This window comes from Metallosphaera yellowstonensis MK1 (genome assembly GCF_000243315.1).
Classification (GTDB): Archaea; Thermoproteota; Thermoprotei_A; order Sulfolobales; family Sulfolobaceae; genus Metallosphaera; species Metallosphaera yellowstonensis.
Genome location: NZ_JH597761.1, coordinates 185,400 through 204,931 on the forward strand (window position 1 = coordinate 185,400; position 19,532 = coordinate 204,931).

The 19,532-nt window shown below is 49.3% G+C and carries 18 protein-coding genes, 2 pseudogenes and 1 CRISPR repeat array (1 of these 21 only partly in view); of the genes and pseudogenes, 11 read left to right on the forward strand and 9 right to left on the reverse strand.

Features of this window, described 5'->3' with window-relative positions; all coding sequences use genetic code 11:
- Positions 1-3,351: a CRISPR direct-repeat array (repeat unit 24 nt; unit sequence CTTTCAATTCTATCCAAGATCAAC); it begins 4,648 nt to the left of the window's first position.
- 312 nt (positions 3,352-3,663) lie between these two features.
- The 4 genes from cas4a to cas4 all read left to right on the forward strand — a co-directional run bounded on the left by cas4a (position 3,664) and on the right by cas4 (position 6,391).
- Positions 3,664-4,551, forward strand: a complete 888-nt coding sequence (cas4a, locus tag METMK1DRAFT_RS01685) for a type I-A CRISPR-associated protein Cas4/Csa1 (RefSeq protein WP_009070140.1) — start codon at positions 3,664-3,666, stop codon at positions 4,549-4,551.
- 139 nt (positions 4,552-4,690) lie between these two features.
- Positions 4,691-5,593, forward strand: a complete 903-nt coding sequence (gene cas1 / locus METMK1DRAFT_RS01690) for a CRISPR-associated endonuclease Cas1 (protein ID WP_009070142.1) — start codon at positions 4,691-4,693, stop codon at positions 5,591-5,593.
- Positions 5,590-5,868, forward strand: a complete 279-nt coding sequence (gene cas2 / locus METMK1DRAFT_RS01695; protein ID WP_009070144.1) for a CRISPR-associated endonuclease Cas2 — start codon at positions 5,590-5,592, stop codon at positions 5,866-5,868. The genes cas1 and cas2 overlap by 4 nt, the downstream gene beginning before the upstream one ends.
- Positions 5,846-6,391 carry a CRISPR-associated protein Cas4 gene (gene cas4 / locus METMK1DRAFT_RS01700; protein WP_009070146.1) on the forward strand — a complete coding sequence of 182 codons (546 nt, stop codon included), beginning with the start codon at positions 5,846-5,848 and terminating at the stop codon, positions 6,389-6,391. Before cas2 ends, cas4 begins: the two co-directional genes overlap by 23 nt.
- Before the next feature lie 643 nt (positions 6,392-7,034).
- Here the strand turns inward: cas4 and METMK1DRAFT_RS17090 are convergent.
- Positions 7,035-7,205, reverse strand: a complete 171-nt coding sequence (locus tag METMK1DRAFT_RS17090) for a hypothetical protein (protein ID WP_216586084.1) — start codon at positions 7,203-7,205, stop codon at positions 7,035-7,037.
- A 1,145-nt stretch (positions 7,206-8,350) separates the two neighbouring features.
- Between METMK1DRAFT_RS17090 and METMK1DRAFT_RS17095 the strand changes: the two genes are divergently transcribed.
- Positions 8,351-8,554 (forward strand): hypothetical protein, encoded by a 204-nt coding sequence (locus METMK1DRAFT_RS17095; RefSeq protein WP_155812250.1) that lies wholly within the window; start codon positions 8,351-8,353, stop codon positions 8,552-8,554.
- A 14-nt stretch (positions 8,555-8,568) separates the two neighbouring features.
- On the opposite strand, the gene csa3 is transcribed toward METMK1DRAFT_RS17095, so the two are convergent.
- Positions 8,569-9,171, reverse strand: a complete 603-nt coding sequence (gene csa3, locus METMK1DRAFT_RS01705; RefSeq protein WP_009070148.1) for a CRISPR-associated CARF protein Csa3 — start codon at positions 9,169-9,171, stop codon at positions 8,569-8,571.
- A gap of 171 nt (positions 9,172-9,342) precedes the next feature.
- Complete coding sequence (locus METMK1DRAFT_RS17100) at positions 9,343-9,486, reverse strand: hypothetical protein (RefSeq protein WP_155812252.1); 144 nt, start codon at positions 9,484-9,486, stop codon at positions 9,343-9,345.
- 88 nt (positions 9,487-9,574) lie between these two features.
- Here METMK1DRAFT_RS17100 and csa5 point away from each other — a divergent pair, with 88 nt between their 5' ends.
- From csa5 to METMK1DRAFT_RS01735, 6 genes are all read left to right on the forward strand, one after another.
- Positions 9,575-10,027, forward strand: coding sequence for a type I-A CRISPR-associated protein Csa5 (gene csa5, locus METMK1DRAFT_RS01710; RefSeq protein ID WP_009070150.1), 453 nt, complete (start codon positions 9,575-9,577; stop codon positions 10,025-10,027).
- Positions 10,024-11,007 carry a type I-A CRISPR-associated protein Cas7/Csa2 gene (gene cas7a / locus METMK1DRAFT_RS01715; protein ID WP_009070152.1) on the forward strand — a complete coding sequence of 328 codons (984 nt, stop codon included), beginning with the start codon at positions 10,024-10,026 and terminating at the stop codon, positions 11,005-11,007. Before csa5 ends, cas7a begins: the two co-directional genes overlap by 4 nt.
- A 5-nt stretch (positions 11,008-11,012) precedes the next feature.
- Entirely contained in the window at positions 11,013-11,810 is a 798-nt protein-coding gene (gene cas5a / locus METMK1DRAFT_RS01720; RefSeq protein WP_009070154.1) for a type I-A CRISPR-associated protein Cas5a, read from the forward strand.
- Complete coding sequence (gene cas3 / locus METMK1DRAFT_RS01725) at positions 11,758-13,353, forward strand: CRISPR-associated helicase Cas3' (protein ID WP_009070156.1); 1,596 nt, start codon at positions 11,758-11,760, stop codon at positions 13,351-13,353. Before cas5a ends, cas3 begins: the two co-directional genes overlap by 53 nt.
- The gene (locus tag METMK1DRAFT_RS01730; RefSeq protein WP_009070158.1) at positions 13,346-14,077 is read left to right on the forward strand and encodes a CRISPR-associated endonuclease Cas3''; all 732 of its coding nucleotides are present in this window, start codon (positions 13,346-13,348) and stop codon (positions 14,075-14,077) included. The genes cas3 and METMK1DRAFT_RS01730 overlap by 8 nt, the downstream gene beginning before the upstream one ends.
- A gap of 66 nt (positions 14,078-14,143) precedes the next feature.
- Entirely contained in the window at positions 14,144-15,070 is a 927-nt protein-coding gene (locus METMK1DRAFT_RS01735; protein ID WP_172634100.1) for a hypothetical protein, read from the forward strand.
- A 351-nt stretch (positions 15,071-15,421) separates the two neighbouring features.
- Here the strand turns inward: METMK1DRAFT_RS01735 and METMK1DRAFT_RS17105 are convergent, their stop codons facing one another.
- The 6 genes and pseudogenes from METMK1DRAFT_RS17105 to METMK1DRAFT_RS18700 form a co-directional block, all read right to left on the reverse strand.
- Positions 15,422-15,718, reverse strand: a complete 297-nt coding sequence (locus METMK1DRAFT_RS17105) for a hypothetical protein (protein WP_155812254.1) — start codon at positions 15,716-15,718, stop codon at positions 15,422-15,424.
- A gap of 121 nt (positions 15,719-15,839) precedes the next feature.
- The gene (locus METMK1DRAFT_RS01740; protein ID WP_009070162.1) at positions 15,840-17,147 is read right to left on the reverse strand and encodes a hypothetical protein; all 1,308 of its coding nucleotides are present in this window, start codon (positions 17,145-17,147) and stop codon (positions 15,840-15,842) included.
- 672 nt (positions 17,148-17,819) lie between these two features.
- The gene (locus METMK1DRAFT_RS01745) at positions 17,820-18,137 is read right to left on the reverse strand and encodes a PIN domain-containing protein (protein ID WP_245544516.1); all 318 of its coding nucleotides are present in this window, start codon (positions 18,135-18,137) and stop codon (positions 17,820-17,822) included.
- 38 nt (positions 18,138-18,175) lie between these two features.
- A complete protein-coding gene (locus tag METMK1DRAFT_RS01750; RefSeq protein WP_009070168.1) occupies positions 18,176-18,442 on the reverse strand; it encodes a hypothetical protein in 267 nt (88 codons plus the stop codon).
- A 186-nt stretch (positions 18,443-18,628) separates the two neighbouring features.
- A pseudogene (locus METMK1DRAFT_RS01755) lies at positions 18,629-18,955 on the reverse strand (helix-turn-helix domain-containing protein); the annotation flags it as partial.
- A 407-nt stretch (positions 18,956-19,362) separates the two neighbouring features.
- A pseudogene (locus METMK1DRAFT_RS18700) lies at positions 19,363-19,532 on the reverse strand (IS256 family transposase); the annotation flags it as partial.

A 19,532-nucleotide genomic window follows, 5' to 3' on the forward strand; every position in this document is an offset into this window, starting at 1 on the left:
TGAAGGAAGTTTTTCCAACATAGCGGGGCTGAACCCGTTCGCGCTTTCAATTCTATCCAAGATCAACGCACCTATAGCCCCCCCATATAAGATGGGTTTCAAGTACGCTTTCAATTCTATCCAAGATCAACCGAGATATATCTAGTGTCCGATGGGGGAACAGTTATTTCTTCTTTCAATTCTATCCAAGATCAACGGAGCGAGGCCATCAGAAGAGCCATCACGCAAATGGTAGCTTTCAATTCTATCCAAGATCAACCTAAGGTAAGAGGTGAGAAAAAATGCCGAGACCGTACACTTTCAATTCTATCCAAGATCAACCTGGTCTCTAGAGTAAAGACACGATTCAACAATAAAAATACTTTCAATTCTATCCAAGATCAACATCAATAGGCTCATGGTGGAAGGTCAAAGATGCCGGTCTTTCAATTCTATCCAAGATCAACCCGATAGGAATTACAGTGAACAAGATAGATAAAGAACTTTCAATTCTATCCAAGATCAACAATAATGCTCCATGCTTGGTGATACTATTACTGAAAATAACTTTCAATTCTATCCAAGATCAACCGTCTAGGAGGAGGAGGGGGGAAAGTCGTGATAGGCCGCTTTCAATTCTATCCAAGATCAACCCAGTCTCCAGACACTCACCTTCTTACGTGCTGATGGACTTTCAATTCTATCCAAGATCAACGCTATTTGGCCTTCAATGACAACGGTAAATTGTTGAAAAACCTTTCAATTCTATCCAAGATCAACTTGATTTTTTCCTATCTTATAAGATGAGCTGGTTTCCTCACTTTCAATTCTATCCAAGATCAACTAAGTCCTTATAGATGTCTGCCATGTTCCCCGCTAACTTCCTTTCAATTCTATCCAAGATCAACCCGAAGAGGACAAAATCCTGGAATAGTTTATGGTGTCTTTCAATTCTATCCAAGATCAACTGGATCCTCCTGGTCTATTATCCTTGCTATAGTGACCAGCTTTCAATTCTATCCAAGATCAACACAAATAAAGGAGATACTAGATGCAAGGCCTGATCGGACTCTTTCAATTCTATCCAAGATCAACGAGTTAACATAAATTGATTGTGAAGGCTGTTGTATGCTTTCAATTCTATCCAAGATCAACTCGATGTCCGGTATCGTGAAGGGGAGAGTTGAAGATCCTCTTTCAATTCTATCCAAGATCAACGTAACCTTTCATCGTCCCCTGAGAAGATGACTCCCTCCTTTCAATTCTATCCAAGATCAACAAGAGTTCAATGTTTGAGGCGATAAATATGAGAAAACTTTCAATTCTATCCAAGATCAACCGTATACAATCACGTTGACAGGCACTTCGCCAAACTTGCTTTCAATTCTATCCAAGATCAACCCTGTAGGTTATGTCGTGCTCATCTAGGAGCGTATTCCTTTCAATTCTATCCAAGATCAACGGCCCGTGTGGGCCTTAACATCCCTAAGATACCTGAAAACTTTCAATTCTATCCAAGATCAACGCGGTGGATACTACTGCGGTGGTAATGGTGGTAATGGTGGCTTTCAATTCTATCCAAGATCAACATTGAACTACTCGAGGCCTATTCCATACGGCATAAGATCAGTCTTTCAATTCTATCCAAGATCAACATCCTGATAACGAAAAAATCATGTGGGAGGTCAGCGTCAACGCTTTCAATTCTATCCAAGATCAACATCACTGAATTGCCTAGCGAAACGCTGGCCGTCTGGTTACTTTCAATTCTATCCAAGATCAACCAGGTCGATCGCGGGGAGTGTCATATTTGCGGGGATTTCTTTCAATTCTATCCAAGATCAACAAGTATGATAGCAAATCTGGTAGCACAGCTTGCGGAAAACTTTCAATTCTATCCAAGATCAACTACTCCTGGATCATGAATTCTAGTCGCTTTCTTTATTTTCTTTCAATTCTATCCAAGATCAACAAAGCGAACGACAATACTCGCCCTTCTAGGTATTTTGTTGTCTTTCAATTCTATCCAAGATCAACAGTAGTAGATGTGGTGGGTAGGGTGGTGGATTCTAACATCTTTCAATTCTATCCAAGATCAACGTATTTCTATATAGTGTTTAAGCAAAATTACGAAATTCAACTTTCAATTCTATCCAAGATCAACTTTGCCTTTTTTACTGTGTTTAACACATCCCTGTTACTTTCAATTCTATCCAAGATCAACGAGACGGTGGACTGATTATTGGTGAAGGAGGCGAAATGATCTTTCAATTCTATCCAAGATCAACACGAAGTCTTTCCCTTGTCGGAGAAGTTCACAATACATATAAGCTTTCAATTCTATCCAAGATCAACTCGTAGAGAGGTCGATCTTGATTAGCGTACCCCTGATATCCTTTCAATTCTATCCAAGATCAACGAAATTGTAATGGAGTTGGTGTTCCACTTAAACTTGCATCTTTCAATTCTATCCAAGATCAACGATATAACACGAAATGCTGAGTTCCTCCCATTGATAGTGGCTTTCAATTCTATCCAAGATCAACCCAGTTTATAAGCCTGACCCATTCGCCCCCATTTTCATGATACTTTCAATTCTATCCAAGATCAACGAATAAGATGCTAATGGAGTTATGTGCGAAGTATAGTATCTTTCAATTCTATCCAAGATCAACAGAAGATCTTCCCTTATCAAACGGAGGGACATGAACACGTAGCTTTCAATTCTATCCAAGATCAACTGTGATTCAATATGAAAGCTGATGATATAGTGGTGATAGTCTTTCAATTCTATCCAAGATCAACGAAAAGATGGCTAAAAGAGAATCATCCTGAATTATTAAAACTTTCAATTCTATCCAAGATCAACAAGGCGTTCTCACGGTAGATCCTAAGAACGGCGACCTATCTTTCAATTCTATCCAAGATCAACGAAAAAGTCAAAGAAGCACAAGTTAGTCCAGCGATGAAACCTTTCAATTCTATCCAAGATCAACTCGGGAAGGTAAGGAAGTCCGGGAGGTAGGTAAGGAGGGCACTTTCAATTCTATCCAAGATCAACTTCTACTTCTTCTTCCGATCTAATCACTGTAAATATCTTTCAATTCTATCCAAGATCAACATCAAACGCGGTGCCTTATCGGCGGGTAAGTTCGTGTTTCTTTCAATTCTATCCAAGATCAACGATATAAGCTCCTGATGTTCATTCCTCCTCAGCCTTCTTCCTTTCAATTCTATCCAAGATCAACTAATGACAACGGTGGAATTGTCTGTATGGATAGTGACTACTTTCAATTCTATCCAAGATCAACTTACCATAGGTAATGTTGGTGGCGGTCCCATGGGTAGCTTTCAATTCTATCCAAGATCAACTGAAAACTTATATACTTTTACTTTTAATGTTGTACTCCTACTACCTTATAAATTTTTCCTATCTTCAAAGCGTATCACCTCCCAACTCCTTTCAGTACAAAATTCTGTAAGTATCATAGATATTTTCCATATATCCCGTTCCCAAGAAATTTCAGGTTTTCTCTATTAATGTAATTGTTCATACTATATATAGAGACGATATGGACATCCAAACGGAACGTTTCACGTCTTCCCGACTAAATAATTTCAATTAATAAAATATAATCACATTATTCCCAAAACTTAGGAGGACACCCGTAACTCTCGACAATAATGGATAATATTTTGGGCGTCTTGATCATACCCATGCTCTCGCAGGCTGAGATGTTCAGGAGCCTCAGAAAGCTCCACAGCTGGAGGTCCTCCGACCCAGTACCGGAGGAGCTCAGGGGATGGTCATACCACCGCCCTCCAGTGAGGCCAAGGTCCTACTTGGGACTGTCCATGCACGAGGTAGCTTACCTCTATTGTCCGACCAAGAGGGACGTTTACCTCAGGAGGATCATGAAGGTCAAGGGGGACTGGGACAAGCCCCACATACAGCTTGGGTCCTTAGTTCACAAGGTCGTAGGTAGGGCCTCTAGGGACGTAGCCCTGGTAGCTCTCTCCGGTCAGGATCCAGTGGAGGCCTTCTCGTCCTTTAATCCGTCATTGGAGTGTGGGGAGATGGAGGAGTACTGCAGGAAGCTCTACAAGTTCCTAACGCTCACGTGGCTTGCCGACACGGCCCGATCCAGGGCAGTCTACGGGGGCGAAGCCTTAGGTCTGTTCCCGTGGGTGTCTGAGATCAGGGTGGACGGATCCCTTCTTGGCCTGTCCAATAAGCTATCCATAGATGCCCTAGGTAGCTTGGCCCTGGTGGAGGTGAAGACTGGGAAGAGGGAGGATTTCCACAAGGTCGGGCTCACAGGATACGCCCTGGCGGTTGAGTCGTCCCTGGAGGTCCCCGTGGACTTCGGCTTCCTCGTCTACTTCAACGGTGTGGGGAAGGGGGAAGTGGAGGTTCAGGTTGATCCAGTCTACGTCTCTCCGGACCTCAGGAAGGAGTTCCTGGACAGGAGGGATGAGGTCGTGGACATAGTTGTCTCCCAGAGGGACCCTGGGATGCCTCCTACATGTCCTGAGGCCTGTCCGTTCTACTCCACCTGCAACGGGAGGTGAATAATATGACAGCAGTTATGGGATTTCTCGTTAGGTGTAGCCTTGAAGTCAAGGCAAAATCTAATAACTGCTGTAATGTGAGTTCAGGGGGCCGTGAGGGAGACCTGTTTGAGACAATGGACTCACCGGGGTGAACCTAGTGAGGACTCTCCTGCTCTCCGGTTACGGGTTGAAGTTGACCACCTCAGGGAGGACTTTCAGGATATCCTCCAAGGACGAGAAGAGAGACGTATCTCCTGCCGACGTTGATCAAATCTTGGTCTCCACCAGTGGGGTCAGCATTTCCTCCAGTGCGGTGAGGCTGGCCATGGATTACGGGATAGAAATAGTGTTCCTTGACGGAAGGGGGGACTGGGCCAGGCTGTTCCTCTCCAGTCCGGTAATGACCGTGGAGACCAGGAAGGCTCAGTACTCGGCGATCCTCAGGGGAGATAAGGTGGGGGAGGAGATCGTGAGGAGCAAGGTGGAGAACCAAGGAGGTCATCTGAAGTATTGGGGGAGGCAGTACGGTAAGTTGGACGATGTCAGGGGACTACCCGAGCCTCAGGCCGCGAGGCTCTACTGGTCCTCCCTCGGTTCACTCCTTCCCAAGGAGCTCGGTTTCAAGGGTAGGGACCACGACTCCCCAGACCAGGTCAACTCCTCCCTCAACTACATGTACGCCCTGCTGTATTCGGCCTGTCACAGGGAGCTCTCCCTCGTTGGACTTGATCCCTATGCCGGTTTCGTACACAAGGATAGGTCGGGGAAGGAGAGCTTGGTCTACGACTTCTCCGAGATGTTCAAGCCCTCGGCAGTGGACTTCCCCCTGTGGAGGGCCCTCCTTCAGGGAGAGAGGTTCGTCGTCAGTCAGGGGTTGTTGGACAGGGAATCCAGGAGGAAGTTGATCGCCCTGTTCAACTCGGCGATGGAGGAGCGTGTGAGGGACCTGACAGACTCTCAGACCAGGACCTTGAGGCAACACATCAGGGCCTACGCCCTGAAGCTCGGGAGCTACCTGAGGGGAGAGAGGGGTTTCAGGGGGTTCGTTCAGTCTTGGTGAGGCTACTGGTCGTTTACGACGTTTCGGATAACGGGAAGAGGTCCAGGTTAGCTAAGGAATTGAAGAGGTTCGGGTTGAGCAGGATCCAGAGGAGTGCCTTCGCCGGGGAGGTGGATCAGCAGAGGTTCAAGGATCTGTGCAGGGCCTGCTCAACGCTGGTGGATGAGGACACGGACGTCGTCCACGTGATCCAGCTCGGCCTCAGGGACTGGGAGAGGAGGGTCGTGATAGGAGTGGAGGGAGGTGGAGAAGATGATAGAGGGTTCGTGGTTTAACGTGTCTCTCCTCAAACAGTTGGAGTTCTGCCCTGTCATACCCTGGATCTTGGCTAGGACGGGTTACAAGGAGCCAGAGACGGTATCCCAGAGGGCAGGGAGGGAAGTTGACTTGAACAAGGTCGTTCAGAGGCTGGACCTCAAGGGCGAGGTCCTGAAGGAGGTGTTCCTGAGGGATCAGAGGTCTGGACTGTCGGGGATAGTTGACCTGATCGTCAGGGGGGAACGAGTCACGGTCGTCGAGGTCAAGGCTTTCAAGAGGGGATCATTCGGACACTTCAGGCTACAGCTCCTGAGTTACGCATACCTGGCCTACAGGACTTTGGGGAGGGCGGACAGGGCCGTCTTGTGGATAGGGGACGAGGTCGGGTTGGACATAGAGGTTAGGGAGGAGCATCTTAGGGCGGTGGAGGAGAGGTTGAGGAGGTTGAGGAGGGTGCTGGAGAGAGAGGAGCCACCACCGGTTGAGAGGGAGTGCGGGTTCTGTCAGTACAGGAGGGTGTGCCCAAGGTCCTCACCTTGAACTAGTGAGCTCAATGAGAGTCGTTCCTTGAGGCCTGTCGTCAAATAGGTGCAGCAGTTATTAGATTTCACCTAGATTACAGGGCGGTACCTAAGGGAGAATCCCATAACTGCTGTAGGTGTCTATACTCCTCGTGACCTAGGTAGGACGAAGGGAATCACGAGCTCCTATCCTGGTTCGGCTCTTGGTCCTGTTAGGGAGGGGTCAAACTACGCCTGTTCCGGTACACGTTTATCCGTGGCGTAACTTACCCTTAGTCGCTTCTAATTGCTCCACCCCTCCTAAGGGCTCATTCACGGTCACCCTTAAGTCATTGGAGTTAGTCGAGGGAAACTTCGACACCCATCCAACTTCTCCTACCCTCGTGAGCGGTGCCCGTCATCTGTTAGGAGGTCATCAAGAAAGAATTCTTGGGTACAGCTGTTATTGGAATTCGCCTAGATTGCAGGGCGGTACTCAAGGGAAAATCCCATAACTGCTGTTGGGTAATACTTCACGAACGTAACTGACGCCAAAACGATATTTATAAAATTGAAAATACCGACAGTAGTTATTAGAATTCGCCTAGATTACAGGGCGATACTCAAGGAAAAGTCCCATAACTGCCGATGAGGGGTATTCACGTCGTAAAAGAGTTCCATTCTCAATCTGCCTGTTCCTCACTCCGCGCCCAATTCCCTTCCTTGTCCACGGTCAGTTGTCCTCTACCACACCCATGAGGGATGAACCTCTCAACCGTGTAAGCTATGCCACAAGGGATAGCAGAGATGAGAGCCCCGTGCAGTTTGGCTCCAAGGAGTCCCAAGACCCACACGTGCTAGTAGTAGGTGTATGATTGAGGGCTTGATCCTTACACTCCATCGTGATTGAAGATAAAATGAGTGACGGCAGTTTCTTGGCTCTGCTCGAACCTAAAAGTTCGATCGTTCCAACTACTCTGCGAAAAGTTGTAGCGAGATTTAGGGATACTTAGGTTCGACTCTCCTTGCGTACGAAACGAAAATCGTGAGAAAAATTAAACGTATATGAACCTACCTCTCTCTTTCAATTTGTGTAAGAGACCATGCGAACAGGACCACGTAGTGCCACCGTGAGGTCCCAGTTCGCATGACAAGTCGGGGGGGATGGTGAGAAATATTTATAAGTTTGTCCTCTTGAGTATAAGAGAGAATAAAAGTAGATCAGTTTCATCCTCAAAGGAACTGAAGGATCAGTAGATGTCCCTTTTGGTTAGTCATCTTCATCCTTTCACCGAGGTGTTTTCATCCTCAAAGGAACTGAAAGATTGAGGCTAGGATTGGACTTGAGCTCAGACACCACGTTGTCCGTCAGTTTCATCCTCAAAGGAATTGGAAGTATTAGCTCTAACTTTGCTTTTAGTCTACGCTAAAGTTTCATCCTCGAATGAACTGAAGGCATAAAAATAACGATTGATTGCAGTTACGGGACTTTAAAACAGCTCAAAGACTTTCATCAGCCCCAGCGGTCTGCCTCAATGACGTTTAACGAAGCTGGAGAACATCTCCACGCCCTTCGGGTTGGCAGTGTTCACGTGCAGTCAGTGACGTTTTACCGAATACAGCAGTTATTAGATTTCGCCTTGATCACAGGGCGCTAAGGAAAATCCCACAACTGTTGAAAAGTATACCGTCAGATCTAGTTGTTTTCGTGTCGACCCCACCCAGAACGAAGTGGCCTGGGGATGAGGGGAGACACCGTCGAGATAGGTAAGCGTGCCTAAACTTGCGGTCGAGTTCTGGAGCGAGATTTCGTCCTACTCCCAAACAGGTAAATCCTGACTGATGAGGCGTGGCAGTTATCTGACTCTCCCTTAATTGACGTCCTGTTATCGAGGGAAGTCCAATACAGCAGTCATCAGAGTTCGCGTGGGTTGCAGGGCGGTACACGACGGGAAGTCCCGTGACCGCCGTTTAGTAACTGCAGTTACTGGATTTTGCCTTGAGTTCAAGGGCATACCTGATAGAAATCATAACCACTGTACCGGCCGTGCAGGTGAGGTCTCATCCAGGGGAGGGCTCCGGCCTCCAAGGTGTAACCCATCAATACTGTGCGGCAGTTATGGGACTTTCCCTTGAGTATCGCCCTGTTTTCAAGGGAAATCTAATAACTGCTGTACTGTGCTGGTCAAACGAGGGCAGGTGAGCTCACCCCTCACGTCAGTCCAGGTACAGCCTACCCTTCCCCGTTATCCTCCCGTCGGCCACTAGACCCAGCTCCTCCAACCTCTTGAGCTTCCTCCACGCCGTCGCTTTACTGATCCCCGTGGTCTCAGCTATCTCGGTGGGAGAGGTGATCCCGTCCCTCACCATCTCAAGCACTCTCCTGTCCTCCCGGTCCAGATAAACTGGAGTCATGTCCCATATCCTGAAGGACACCTGAGTAGAGTAGTCTTCGGAGTAAACCTCTATCTCTCCGTCTATGTTGGCAGTTATCAGGCCGAGCAGGGTCTCCAGTATCACCAACCTCATTCCCCCAGAGAGGTTGACGTAGACGGGCCTCTCGGCGAAGCTCCTCACCGAGTCCCTGACGATCTTAACCGAGCCGTAGAAGTCCTCATGGGGTAGTCTAAGTTCGTTGTACTTCAGGTTGGGCATCGCCTTGGTTAGTACGTCCAGGAGCGACGATTTGGCCTTCTCTGCCCTCGGATCCTCCTTGGAGGGCATGACTATGATGACCCTGTCCTCCTCTCGCAGGCCTCTGCTCAGAATTCCCCTGAGTGCGAAAGTCTCGCTGAATCCCAGAGTGACGAGGTATAACATATGTGAAACCTTTACTTCAAAACGAAAAAGTTTTACGAATCCCTCGGGGGTTTCCCTAAGACTTGTGCTAAGAGGGGAAGCGAAGGCAGAGGAGAGAGGTAAACATGGCGCTACAACACAGGATCCCGTCATCACGGTCTTAGGTCGCACTATGTGTCCCTCGTGGCCCGTTCAGAGGTCAGTTTCTCCAGGCTGAAACTTAAACGTCACGGTCTCCGGCGTGAGGGGAGAACTCCGTTCCGACTCCCTCAGCCTGACAACTTCCCTCCACCACGGCGATGCTTCCCGTCTCTTATGGATGAACCAGACTGTCACGGTTTTACTAAAGTGAAACTACTGCTTCCTTTCTGAACTCTTCTCATCTAGTGTAACGGTTCATTTCTAGAAAAACAAGTTTATTAAGGTGTTCGACTACAGTATCAAGATAGCCATGAAGTCTCAAAGTCTCTCGGACTTCAGGAGAGTGGCCAACGCCCTGGCCTTGGCTGCCCTGGTGCAGGAGAGTACCACGGTCATAGATAGGATGGCTTACGCCTTGACTCCAGAACAGTCGGTGAGGGCACTCAATGACGCCTTGAGGACGATCGCCAGCGTGTCACAGGGGTCCACCTCATTTCAGGTATCCCAGGTTCAGGTCAAGAAAGAGGAGAACACCTACACCTTCACCGAGGTGAAGGAGAGAGAAGGGAACATGAGGTACAAGATACCTGGAGGTCTACCAACCCAGGAGGAGGTGACGGACTTCATCGACGCTGTAACTGCGGACGTGAGGTTGGCCAGGAAAGTGGGGGCCGTAGCCCTGTCCCTGTACGTGAGGGCGAAGCAGGAGGTTTCTAAGGGGGAGGTTAAGTCGTGAAGGGGTTCCTGTCAGTGTCCCTGAGGTACTTGGTCAACGTCGAGTCCCTCAACGGAGTGGAGAGCGTCGGGAACATATCCAGGCACAGGGTCGCCCCAGTGGTCCTACCTGTGGGTAAGGGCTATGCTGTGAAGTACGTCCCCGTAGTTTCAGGCGAGAGCATTGCACACGCCTACCAGTCCATCCTGGTAGAGGAGGCGATGTCTAGGAACCTCCCCGTGGGGAAGAGATCCTCAATCCGGGAGTTCATAAAGTACGCCGACGAGGGCATAGTTAAGGACGAGGGATTGACGCCCCCCTCCAAGGTTGATGAGATGAGGAAGTTTGAGGTAGACGTCATGCTCCACGACGTAATAGCGGACGTGGGGGGTTTCCTCTACGCAGGTAAGACGCCGGTGAAGAGGACTTCAGCATTTAGCGTCAGCTACATGATCCCAGCCTACGATTCCGACTCGGAGACTGCAGCCCTCGAGGCACAATTTCACGTGAGGATGACTCCCTCCAACCCCAAGGAGGGGGGACAGATACCCTACACAGTGGAGGTGGGTTCGGCGATCTACACTCTCACCTTCAACATCGACCTGGACCACATAGCCAAACCGTCCAACTTCGGCGACCCCGTACAGGGGGAGAAGGATCTCCAGGCTCAGAGGGACAAGAGGGTCGAGGCTTCCGTTAGCTCAGCCATGAGGCTCCTGGAGAACCTCGAGTTCGGAGCTAAGAGGTCGAGGTTCTCGCCCATATTCAACCTGCTCTCCGCGGTCGTTGTTAGGACCGATAAACCCTTCTCTGCCACACCGGGTACCTATCGGGACTACGTATTCGACACGACCGCCAGGGCGGAGAGCCTGAGGAACGAGAAGGTGCTAACCAAGGTGAAGATAGTGGCCCTGAACCCCAAGGAACAGTTGCAGATACCTGAAGGAATAACCGTGAAGCCCACAATATCCTCTGCACTGGGCGAGGCACTCAAGGAGTGAAGGATTTGAAGGTCTTCGCCCTCCTCCTCAGGCTGAGGCCGAGCTGGGGTTACTCCGTCAAGGTCCCCAACACCAGTGCCTCTCAACCCTCCCTCTCCCTCCCTCCCCCCACGACGTTGGTGGGAGCAGTAGCCTACGGAGTTCTGAAACTCCAGGGGAGGGATCAGGAGACCGAGATCAGTGGGGGGAGAGTGACCAACTTCGCCGAGAAACTCTGGAGTGCCACGGTGTACTCCGGGGCGTCGTTGAACGGGTTCGGAGCTCCCATAATGGACATCTCCAAGTACATAATAAGGATATACCAGAGGAAGACCAACAGGGATAGGCCGGAGTATCAGCTGGGGGCAATTCCCACGGGGAAGGTATACGTCACAGGGGAGATCAGAGCCCTGTTGGGGTTCCACGAGGAGAGGCTCTCGAAGATCGTGGAGAAATTCGACGAGGTGCTCCCGAAGGCCTCCTACCTCGTGACCAGGCTAGGGGCCAAGGAGTCCATAGTGTCGGTGGAGGAAGCGAAGTGGGGGTACTCCAAGGTCCTGGGTAGGGAAGTGGAGTTCTGTTCATCCTTTTATCAGCCCCTTCAACACTCGGTCCCCTTGGGGGGATGTGACGGACAAGGCTTCTTCTACAAGGAGACCTTCTGGGACGGCGGTTTCTTCGACGTAGGTAAGGAGAGGTGGTACCTAGTTCCAGGGGTCAGGGACAAGTACATATCCTCCCTGCGTGGAAGGTTTAAGGCAGACAAATCTTGTGAAGTCCACGAGTTCGAGGGAGAGGGATTTGTCGTCTGTGACGTTCGTTGACTCCCTCAGGAGCCTCAGCCCCGAGGGGAAGCCAAGGGATTTACTCCTGAGGACGGCGGAGATCCTAGACAGTTGGAGACCGGGACAAGTCGTACTCCTGACTGCCCCAACAGGTTACGGAAAGACGACACTGTCACTCTCCCTGGCGAACGCTGTGATCTCAGGGAACAGGGAGTTGGCAGAGAGGGTGATCCACGTACTTCCCCTCAGGTCCATCGGGGACGACCTGTTCATTAAGGCGGAGAGGACCTTCCGCGGGCTTAAACCCTTCAGGAAATACGTGGGGTTACAGCACATGGGGAGAATGGACTCCCCCCTGCTGGGGAGGCGATTTAACATAACGACCTTAGACACCTTTGTTCTATCCTTCTTCAAGCTACCTCCCTACGAGTTACACAAGGTCGTGAACAAGTACGACGCCCACTACGAGGTGTCCAGGGGCTTCATACTCTCGTCATTGGTAGTGTTCGACGAGGTTCACCTCTTCCTGACCGAGACGAAATCAGCCATAGCCTTCGTGACTTCCCTGGAGTCGTTGGTGGAGAGCAACGTCCCCGTTGTGCTGTCGACTGCCACCTTACCTGTTTCACACCTGAAGGAACTCAGGAAACGCGTTGAGGCAAAGGGCGGAGAACTCCTGGTTGTGGGTCCCAAGGCAGACGACTCCCCCAAGAGAGAAGTGAGGGTGGTGCCGTTCACTGGTGATTGGCTGGACAAGGCGAAGGAACTATCTGAGGAGAAATCGCTCCTGATAGTGACCAACACCGTGAAGAGGGCCGTTGAGTTCTTCAAGGATCTGAAGAACGCCGGACTCTTCCCCCTGTTACTTCACGGAAGGATGACCGAGAGGCACAGACAGAACGTCCTGAGTCGAGTCCTCGGCGAAGATAGGGCCATGAGTCCTGGGACAATCTTAGTCGCGACTCAGGTCATCGAGGCGGGAGTGGACATATCGGCAGGGAGTATGATAACTGAGGTCTCACCGGTGGAGAGCCTTCTCCAGAGGATGGGTAGGGTGGCGAGATACGAGGGGGAGAGCGGGGAGGTCTACGTCATCCGAAGCTCTGACAACGTTTACGAGGGGGAGAAGGTGGACGAGGCCTGGAAGATGGTGGAGAACGGTAAACTGGAGGTTCCGCAGGGGGACGTATTAAAGCTCGACAACTCACTGCACAGGGCTCTCTGGGAACTCCACCGAAACGTCTTCACTGGTTCAAAGACCGCCCTGAAACTCCTGGAGGAAGAGTGCTCCTTTACCCGGAGTGGGGAGCTCATAAAGGTCGTACCGGAGGAGAGACTGGCGTCCGTGGACGAGGGAGATTACTTGGCCTTGGAGAGGGGGACCCTGAAAAGAGCAAAGGAGAAGATAGTAGGCGGGCTGAGGAGAGGACCTGAAGGAGTCGAGAGAGTGCAGTTGAGTGAAGACTTCTATCGTATTCTTGAAGGGGGCGATCCCCCCTGCCTATCCCTATGGATGATGAGGAATAGAATAGATTCACTGGTAGTGAAAGGGTACGACGAGGAGGTGGGTTTCGTTGGGTAAACCTTGTGCGTTCACCGGACAGAGCCTGATCTCTCACATGGAGGGGGTGGAGAAGCTGGTCAGGGAGGCCTTCGTGGAGGAAGGGTATGCCAAGATAGTGAGGAAAAGGCTGTCCAAGATACGCCGGTCTCTCCCCCATCACCCAGACTTCCCCGAGGAAGTGGTGGAAGACGCCATAGTCCTCACCGCCGTGTCTCATGACCTAGGGAAGGCGGTGGAGTACTTCCAACGCCAGCTCACGAACGACTGCTCTGGGAGAGCGTCCTTTCACCCTCACGAGGTGTTGTCGGGAGCATACCTGATCAAGGCCGTGGCGGATCAGAGCCCGTTACTCCCCTTCATCACCACGGCCGTAATGATGCACCACCACGCCATGAGGGTACCGGACGAGAAAACCTTGGAAAAGGCCCAGGAGGTAGTGAGGGGGGGAGGGAAGGTTGTGGGGGCTGGGGAACTCCACAAGTTCCTCTCCAGGATAAAGTCGTTCTCTTTCAAGGAAGTTGGCGAGATAACCCCCGACGACGTAGAGCAACTGCGCCTGTACATCAATCAAGTTATCAACTCGACCCCGTATACAGGTGTCCCAACCTCCAGTTCTTTGCAAGTTTACTCGCTTTTTCTTCTTCCCCTGGTGGTCTCCGATAACCTGGACTCCACCAGGCGTGGAGATGACGAAGATAGGAGGCTCTTCATAGTCGAGTTAAAAAACATTTACGGTGATTAAATGTCCCAACTCAGAGTGAAAACATTTAGTAAATTTTCTTCAGATTTAATTAAATCCTTTTTTTACTTGGTGAGTACGGGAGTTGATGGGATCGCCGAGGATAGGGGGGAGATCGTGGTGGAGGGCCCTGACCCGATGCTGGGGATCGGGGAGGCCCTCGAGCTCGTAGGGGAACTGATAGATAACGAGAGGTTACCGCTAACGGGAAATGATAAGACGAGTAAGCATTACAAGCGCATAATGGAGTGCGTCGGGTCCCCTCTAGACGCCCCCTCCAGTGACCTCTTCGTGAAGGCGTCCAAGAACTTGAGTAACGTAGTGGAATGCGGAGATGTGGAGCCCCTGGCCCTAATGAAGACCGAATTCTACGAGGAGAGTAGGACTCCCCACTTTCAGGGAGAGGTCGAAGGGAAAGTGAACGTCTTAGGTACGATCTTAACCTTTGCAGGTTACGTTACGTGGAGGTTGGGGAGGTCAAGTAGGGAAGGGTTCAGCGTGGTCGTGACGCCACTCACACCGTGGACTATGGGGTCAGGCATAGGGGACGTAATCGTGAACTACAAGAGGAATAAAGTGAAGCTTCCCGAGAGTGCGGGGATCCCCTGGGCTTTCTCCTTATGGCTCGCAGTTCATCTACCCCTGGATTCCCCGGTCATGGTATACCACGTGAAGGAGGGTCAGAGGATAAGCGTGAGTGGGGGCTACTTCTCGGACCTGAAGAGGATAAGGGAAGGACTCAACAAGACGTTCACAGGGAACTGGGAGAACTACCTTGAGGACGTCCTAAGGTACTCCCTAAGTAAGGACTCACCCAAGGAGGCGATCACGTTTGTCCAAAAGTTGTACGAGACCGTCAACGGTGCCCTCAGGAAGGAGGAGTTGGCCTTCAGGGGATTGAGGGATTACGCGGGATTGATAGCGAGGGAGAGCGGGGAGGAAAACGTGGTTGTCCGGGCCATAGGGAGGTTGGCGTCACTTATCTCGGTGGAGTGAGAGCGATGAGGGCTGAATACTTTCCACGTTCACGGAGATATGTATTCATTCGTTCTCAACTAGTTTATGGGGAGACTACTGAGGCTTAAGGGGCATGCCAAACCTTAGCAGCGGTTATTGGATTTCGCCTCGATTACAGGGCGAAATTTAAGGGGAAGTCCCGTAACTGCTGTTAGAAAGTTGGCTGTCTTAACCTACCGGGAAATCGAACAACTTGAAGAGAACCAACCCAGAGCCTAACGAAGCTGACAATCTCTCGGTACCATTCGAATGAGACGACTTTACTGGAAGGCTCCTTACCTGAGAACTGCCCTCAAATATTTTCCATGGAATGGTGACCTCCACTACGACTCACCATATAATGGAGACTAGTATGTGTTTTTTATAGATCTGCATTAAATTCATGGTGTGCCAGACTGAAGGTAAGGGAGTCGGGGCGGGGCCCCTCCCAACGACCCTCATCACACCCCCGTGTCTTGACGTGGTTGGATGTAGACTGACCGAGATGAAGATGGTCCCCGAAGTCAAGGGCCTCCTTCCGGTTACCGCTGGATCATGCTCTATTCGAAGAATAACGATCTCCCCATCGCCTACTTGATTGAGCCATTCCCTGTGGGTTACCTTTCTCAGATAATGTACAGCAGTCACTAGATTTTACCTAGACTTCAAGGCTACACCAAACGAGACTGCTACTTCTAATTAGGGCGAACTTCACTGGGAAAACTCACCGGCTCAACCGTCCAGAAATTGAATACTCCTACGAAGCACTTCATCCCTGAACCCATCTAACCTTGACACAGTTGTTACTCTTCTCCCAACACAGTTCAGGCCTCTCCTCGGCGCTCAACTTCTCGAGGACATAGGAGAGGAAAACCCCCAGGTTAGCCAACGCCATGGCCCTGTCGCTCTTCCTACCCTTCACGCCTCTCAAGCCGGCGAGCGTCACCCTGGCTATCTTGGACACCGGGGATGAGGACCAGAGTTCGTAGGCCAACTTGTCTGCTGTTATCAAGTAGGCCCCGTCTAGGATGTAGGGGTCAGCCCTCGGGACGACCACGTCGCACTGCTGAAACTCGGTGGGGAGGTAACCTGAGGTCTCCCTCAGGTGGAGGGCCACCTGTAATACCAGGTGTCCAAAGAGCTTGTCGTCAGTGGCCTTGAGTATGATTTCATTTAGGACGCAGTGGGGTAGTAGGAGGTTGTTGGCCTCGTAGGTGTGGATCCCGTAGTACACTAGGTTCGTGTCCACGATGGCCCTCCCCTGTGTGAGCACGCGTGAGAGCTCTACCTCCTGATTATTGCCTTGGTTCACCTTGATCTCCTTGGTTCCGGCCAGGTTAACCAGGTTGTTGAAGAGCTCTTCAGGATTGCTCACGTTTGCGGCTATGGCGCCCACCTGCTCCAGGCACATCGTGAAGGACCTCAACGCCCCGTCGTTGAAGTCACTGTTGAGACGGCACTCGTTTAACCTGAGCTCAAGCCAGTAGTTGGGCACCGGATCCCTGTTCAGGTTGTTCAGTTTCAGGACGGTTTCTGACAGGGTCCTAACGTAACTGTTGTTGGTCTCCAAACCGATCATGGGGATGGGGATCGTGGGGTCCTTCCAGGAGTTGATCACGCCTTGAGAGTTAAACACCAGCGGTTCCTCTGCAGTCCTCGGGACATATGGGTAGTAGAAGTTGTGCCAGGAGCCGAAACTGAAGAGGAAGTTGACTACGTAGTAGTTGGGCCTCTGTAGTAACTTCCTGGTGAGGAGAATCGTCATGACGTTGGAGGCGGGGGTGACCACGGAGTAGACCACTTCACATCTGGAGATTTCCTCGTCTATGGTCTTTTCTGTGGCCTTGATGTCGTACGCGGTCCTCTCCTCTCTCACCGTGAAATCCCTCGCCTTCTTGAGCTCGTTCAACGTCTTTCTCACCCTCTCCATGACCCACTCTGCGTGAGGGGAGAACATCAGTAAGTAGTGGTCTGGCTTAAAGAGTTCGAAGGACCTCACCAGGGAAGACATGGTGGCCTCCAAGAGGAAGTCAGATCTACTTATGGGGAGGATTACGCAGACCTTTTTACCGGACATGGTGAAACTTGGTCGTTGAGGGTTAATAAGGTCAGCAGTTAAGGGATTTCTCGTTGCGTAGCCTTGAAGTCAAGGCGAAATTTAATAACTGCTGTCTTCAAGTTACGTTAAAGTCCCATAGCTGCTGTCATCAACGTTTGTCGTGATTGCGGAAAACGGATACGGCATTTGACATGAATTATCCACGCTGAAACGTTATCAATTTGAGGTATTGAGTTCTCTAGAAAGTCCGGTCGCGAAGAGTAAACACATAATCTTTGAATCACTTCTATTACTTTTTATGTTTCGTGATTTTTAGGTTTTTATCGTTTGGAGGTTATCAAAACGAGGGCGGTGTAAATAGACGTTTTGGATTTGTGTAGAAAAATCTTATTGTGGATGAGAGCGTGGGGAAAACTTTGGGATGTATATTCAAAGTTCAATTCGACGTCTTGGATCTCATGCCAGAGGTGATTATACTAACGAGAGTGATGTAAATGGGCTGATAGTTTTTGACGTTTTTCCTCACTACCCTAGAGAAGGTTTTGTGATAGCCTATGGCACAAGATTTCCTAAGGTAAAGCCCGTAGCGATGAACGCTCTTCTTAAGGTATCAGATAGATTTTTGAAAATATTAGATTAAGACGAGTCGCTTTAAGTAAGACTATAACTCTACATTCTACGGCTAAGAAGTCAGAGATACACGATCTTTGCTAAATCCCTGGCTCTCTCAAAGTCCCTATCCCTAGTAAGTATCGTTAAGTTCAACTTTTTTGCGGTTATGATAAGTAAAGCGTCCGTAATGTCTAAATTCTTACTGATCGCAAGATCCATAGCTTTTAGATAGTCGTAAAATGAGTGAATAACTAGAGGCTTATCGCTTAATAATTCTATGATATATTTAAATAGTTTGACATAACCCAGAGCCCTGTCTCTCTGTGAAGAATTCACACTCTCCAAATATTTCTCGTAAACGAATTCTGCGAATTCATGTAAAACGCTCTCAGTCACAACATACTTCTCGATACTCAATATCTTTTTACTTATTATTACGTTTGTATCGACGAGAACTTTCTCTTCCTTAATCTCTCAACAGCCTCCTTAACTTCTTCAGTCGAAGGTTCACCGAGAAATTCAAAAAGCTTTTCTATACCTTCTTTGAGAAAATTCTCTTTACTTTTTTCAACTTCCTTGGCTACATTCTCGTTATTTGTAATAAACAAGCCGTCAAATATTCTTACAACGTACATTTTTTTGCCCGCAAAATCGCTCCCTAGATAAATCCTGCCTTTGCTATCAACTTTCTTTGCTTCCATAATCTAAATCTCTTATCTCGAATCTTAAAACTTTCCCACTTCCAGTCCCCAATAATGGTTTCCGATAGGGTCTCTCCTAGGACTCACACTGTTTATGGGTCTATCTTGTGGGGTTTGGGCTTCATTAAATTTTCATGAATTTGTATGCAATCCTCAGCCCTTGGGCTTCATCAGAGTCACGGGGCACATCCTTAACAATTTGAAGAATCCTTTCCTCTTCACGTTCAACCCAGACCCGACGTCGGTTATTACTTGGTCGTACTCCTTAACGTTCTCCTCTAGGTATTTTACTTGGTTTACTAAATCGTCTTTCTGTGTATTTGATGATACCCCAGCGTATAATATCACTTTCCTCTTCCTAACAATCCCCATCAATCTTTCGACATCCTCTTCTCTAAACCTCCACTTTCCGCTCTGTAGTATCACAGGTTGAATGTATCCTTTCTTAACATAGCTCTGTAGTGTGCGGTATGATATTCCTAGTTTTTGGCATACCTCCTTGGGTTTTAGCATTGTAATTAAACTTACATACAAAACATATAAACTTTACGGTTTATCGGAAACTGTTGACAACGGCGTCTTTTTCGTTCTCTTCCTACAGGTGTTCTTTATTTCTATTTCATTTTTCCGTCTTTTCTTTTCGTCTTTTCCGTTATTCTTGACGGGTCGTTAGTCGGCCCATCACACATGCTATTAGACGCATTTACGGGGGGGGGGAATTCACGTATAGAGGAACGGTAAGTGGAGGAGATTTTCATTAGCACATTTCTCTTACACAGCAGTTATGGGACTTTCCCTTAAATATCGCCCTGTAATCGAGGCAAAATCTAATAACTACTGTCTTACAGTAGTTCGGGTGATTCAGGGCTCCTTTGCAAATTGTAATATATCTCTCGGTTTAGACTTATTCAATGAAGGAATTACTGAATATATTTGATCATATCACGAAGAAATAAGGGTTCTTGTAATATTATTTACAATGATGAGATAACAGGTCGAGAGGTCGTAGTTGAGGGCTATGGCCCGGGCGATCTGGAGTATCCTCCAGGGGGAGTGGCACTTCCCGAACCTCCTCCTCTCCAGGAGGGAG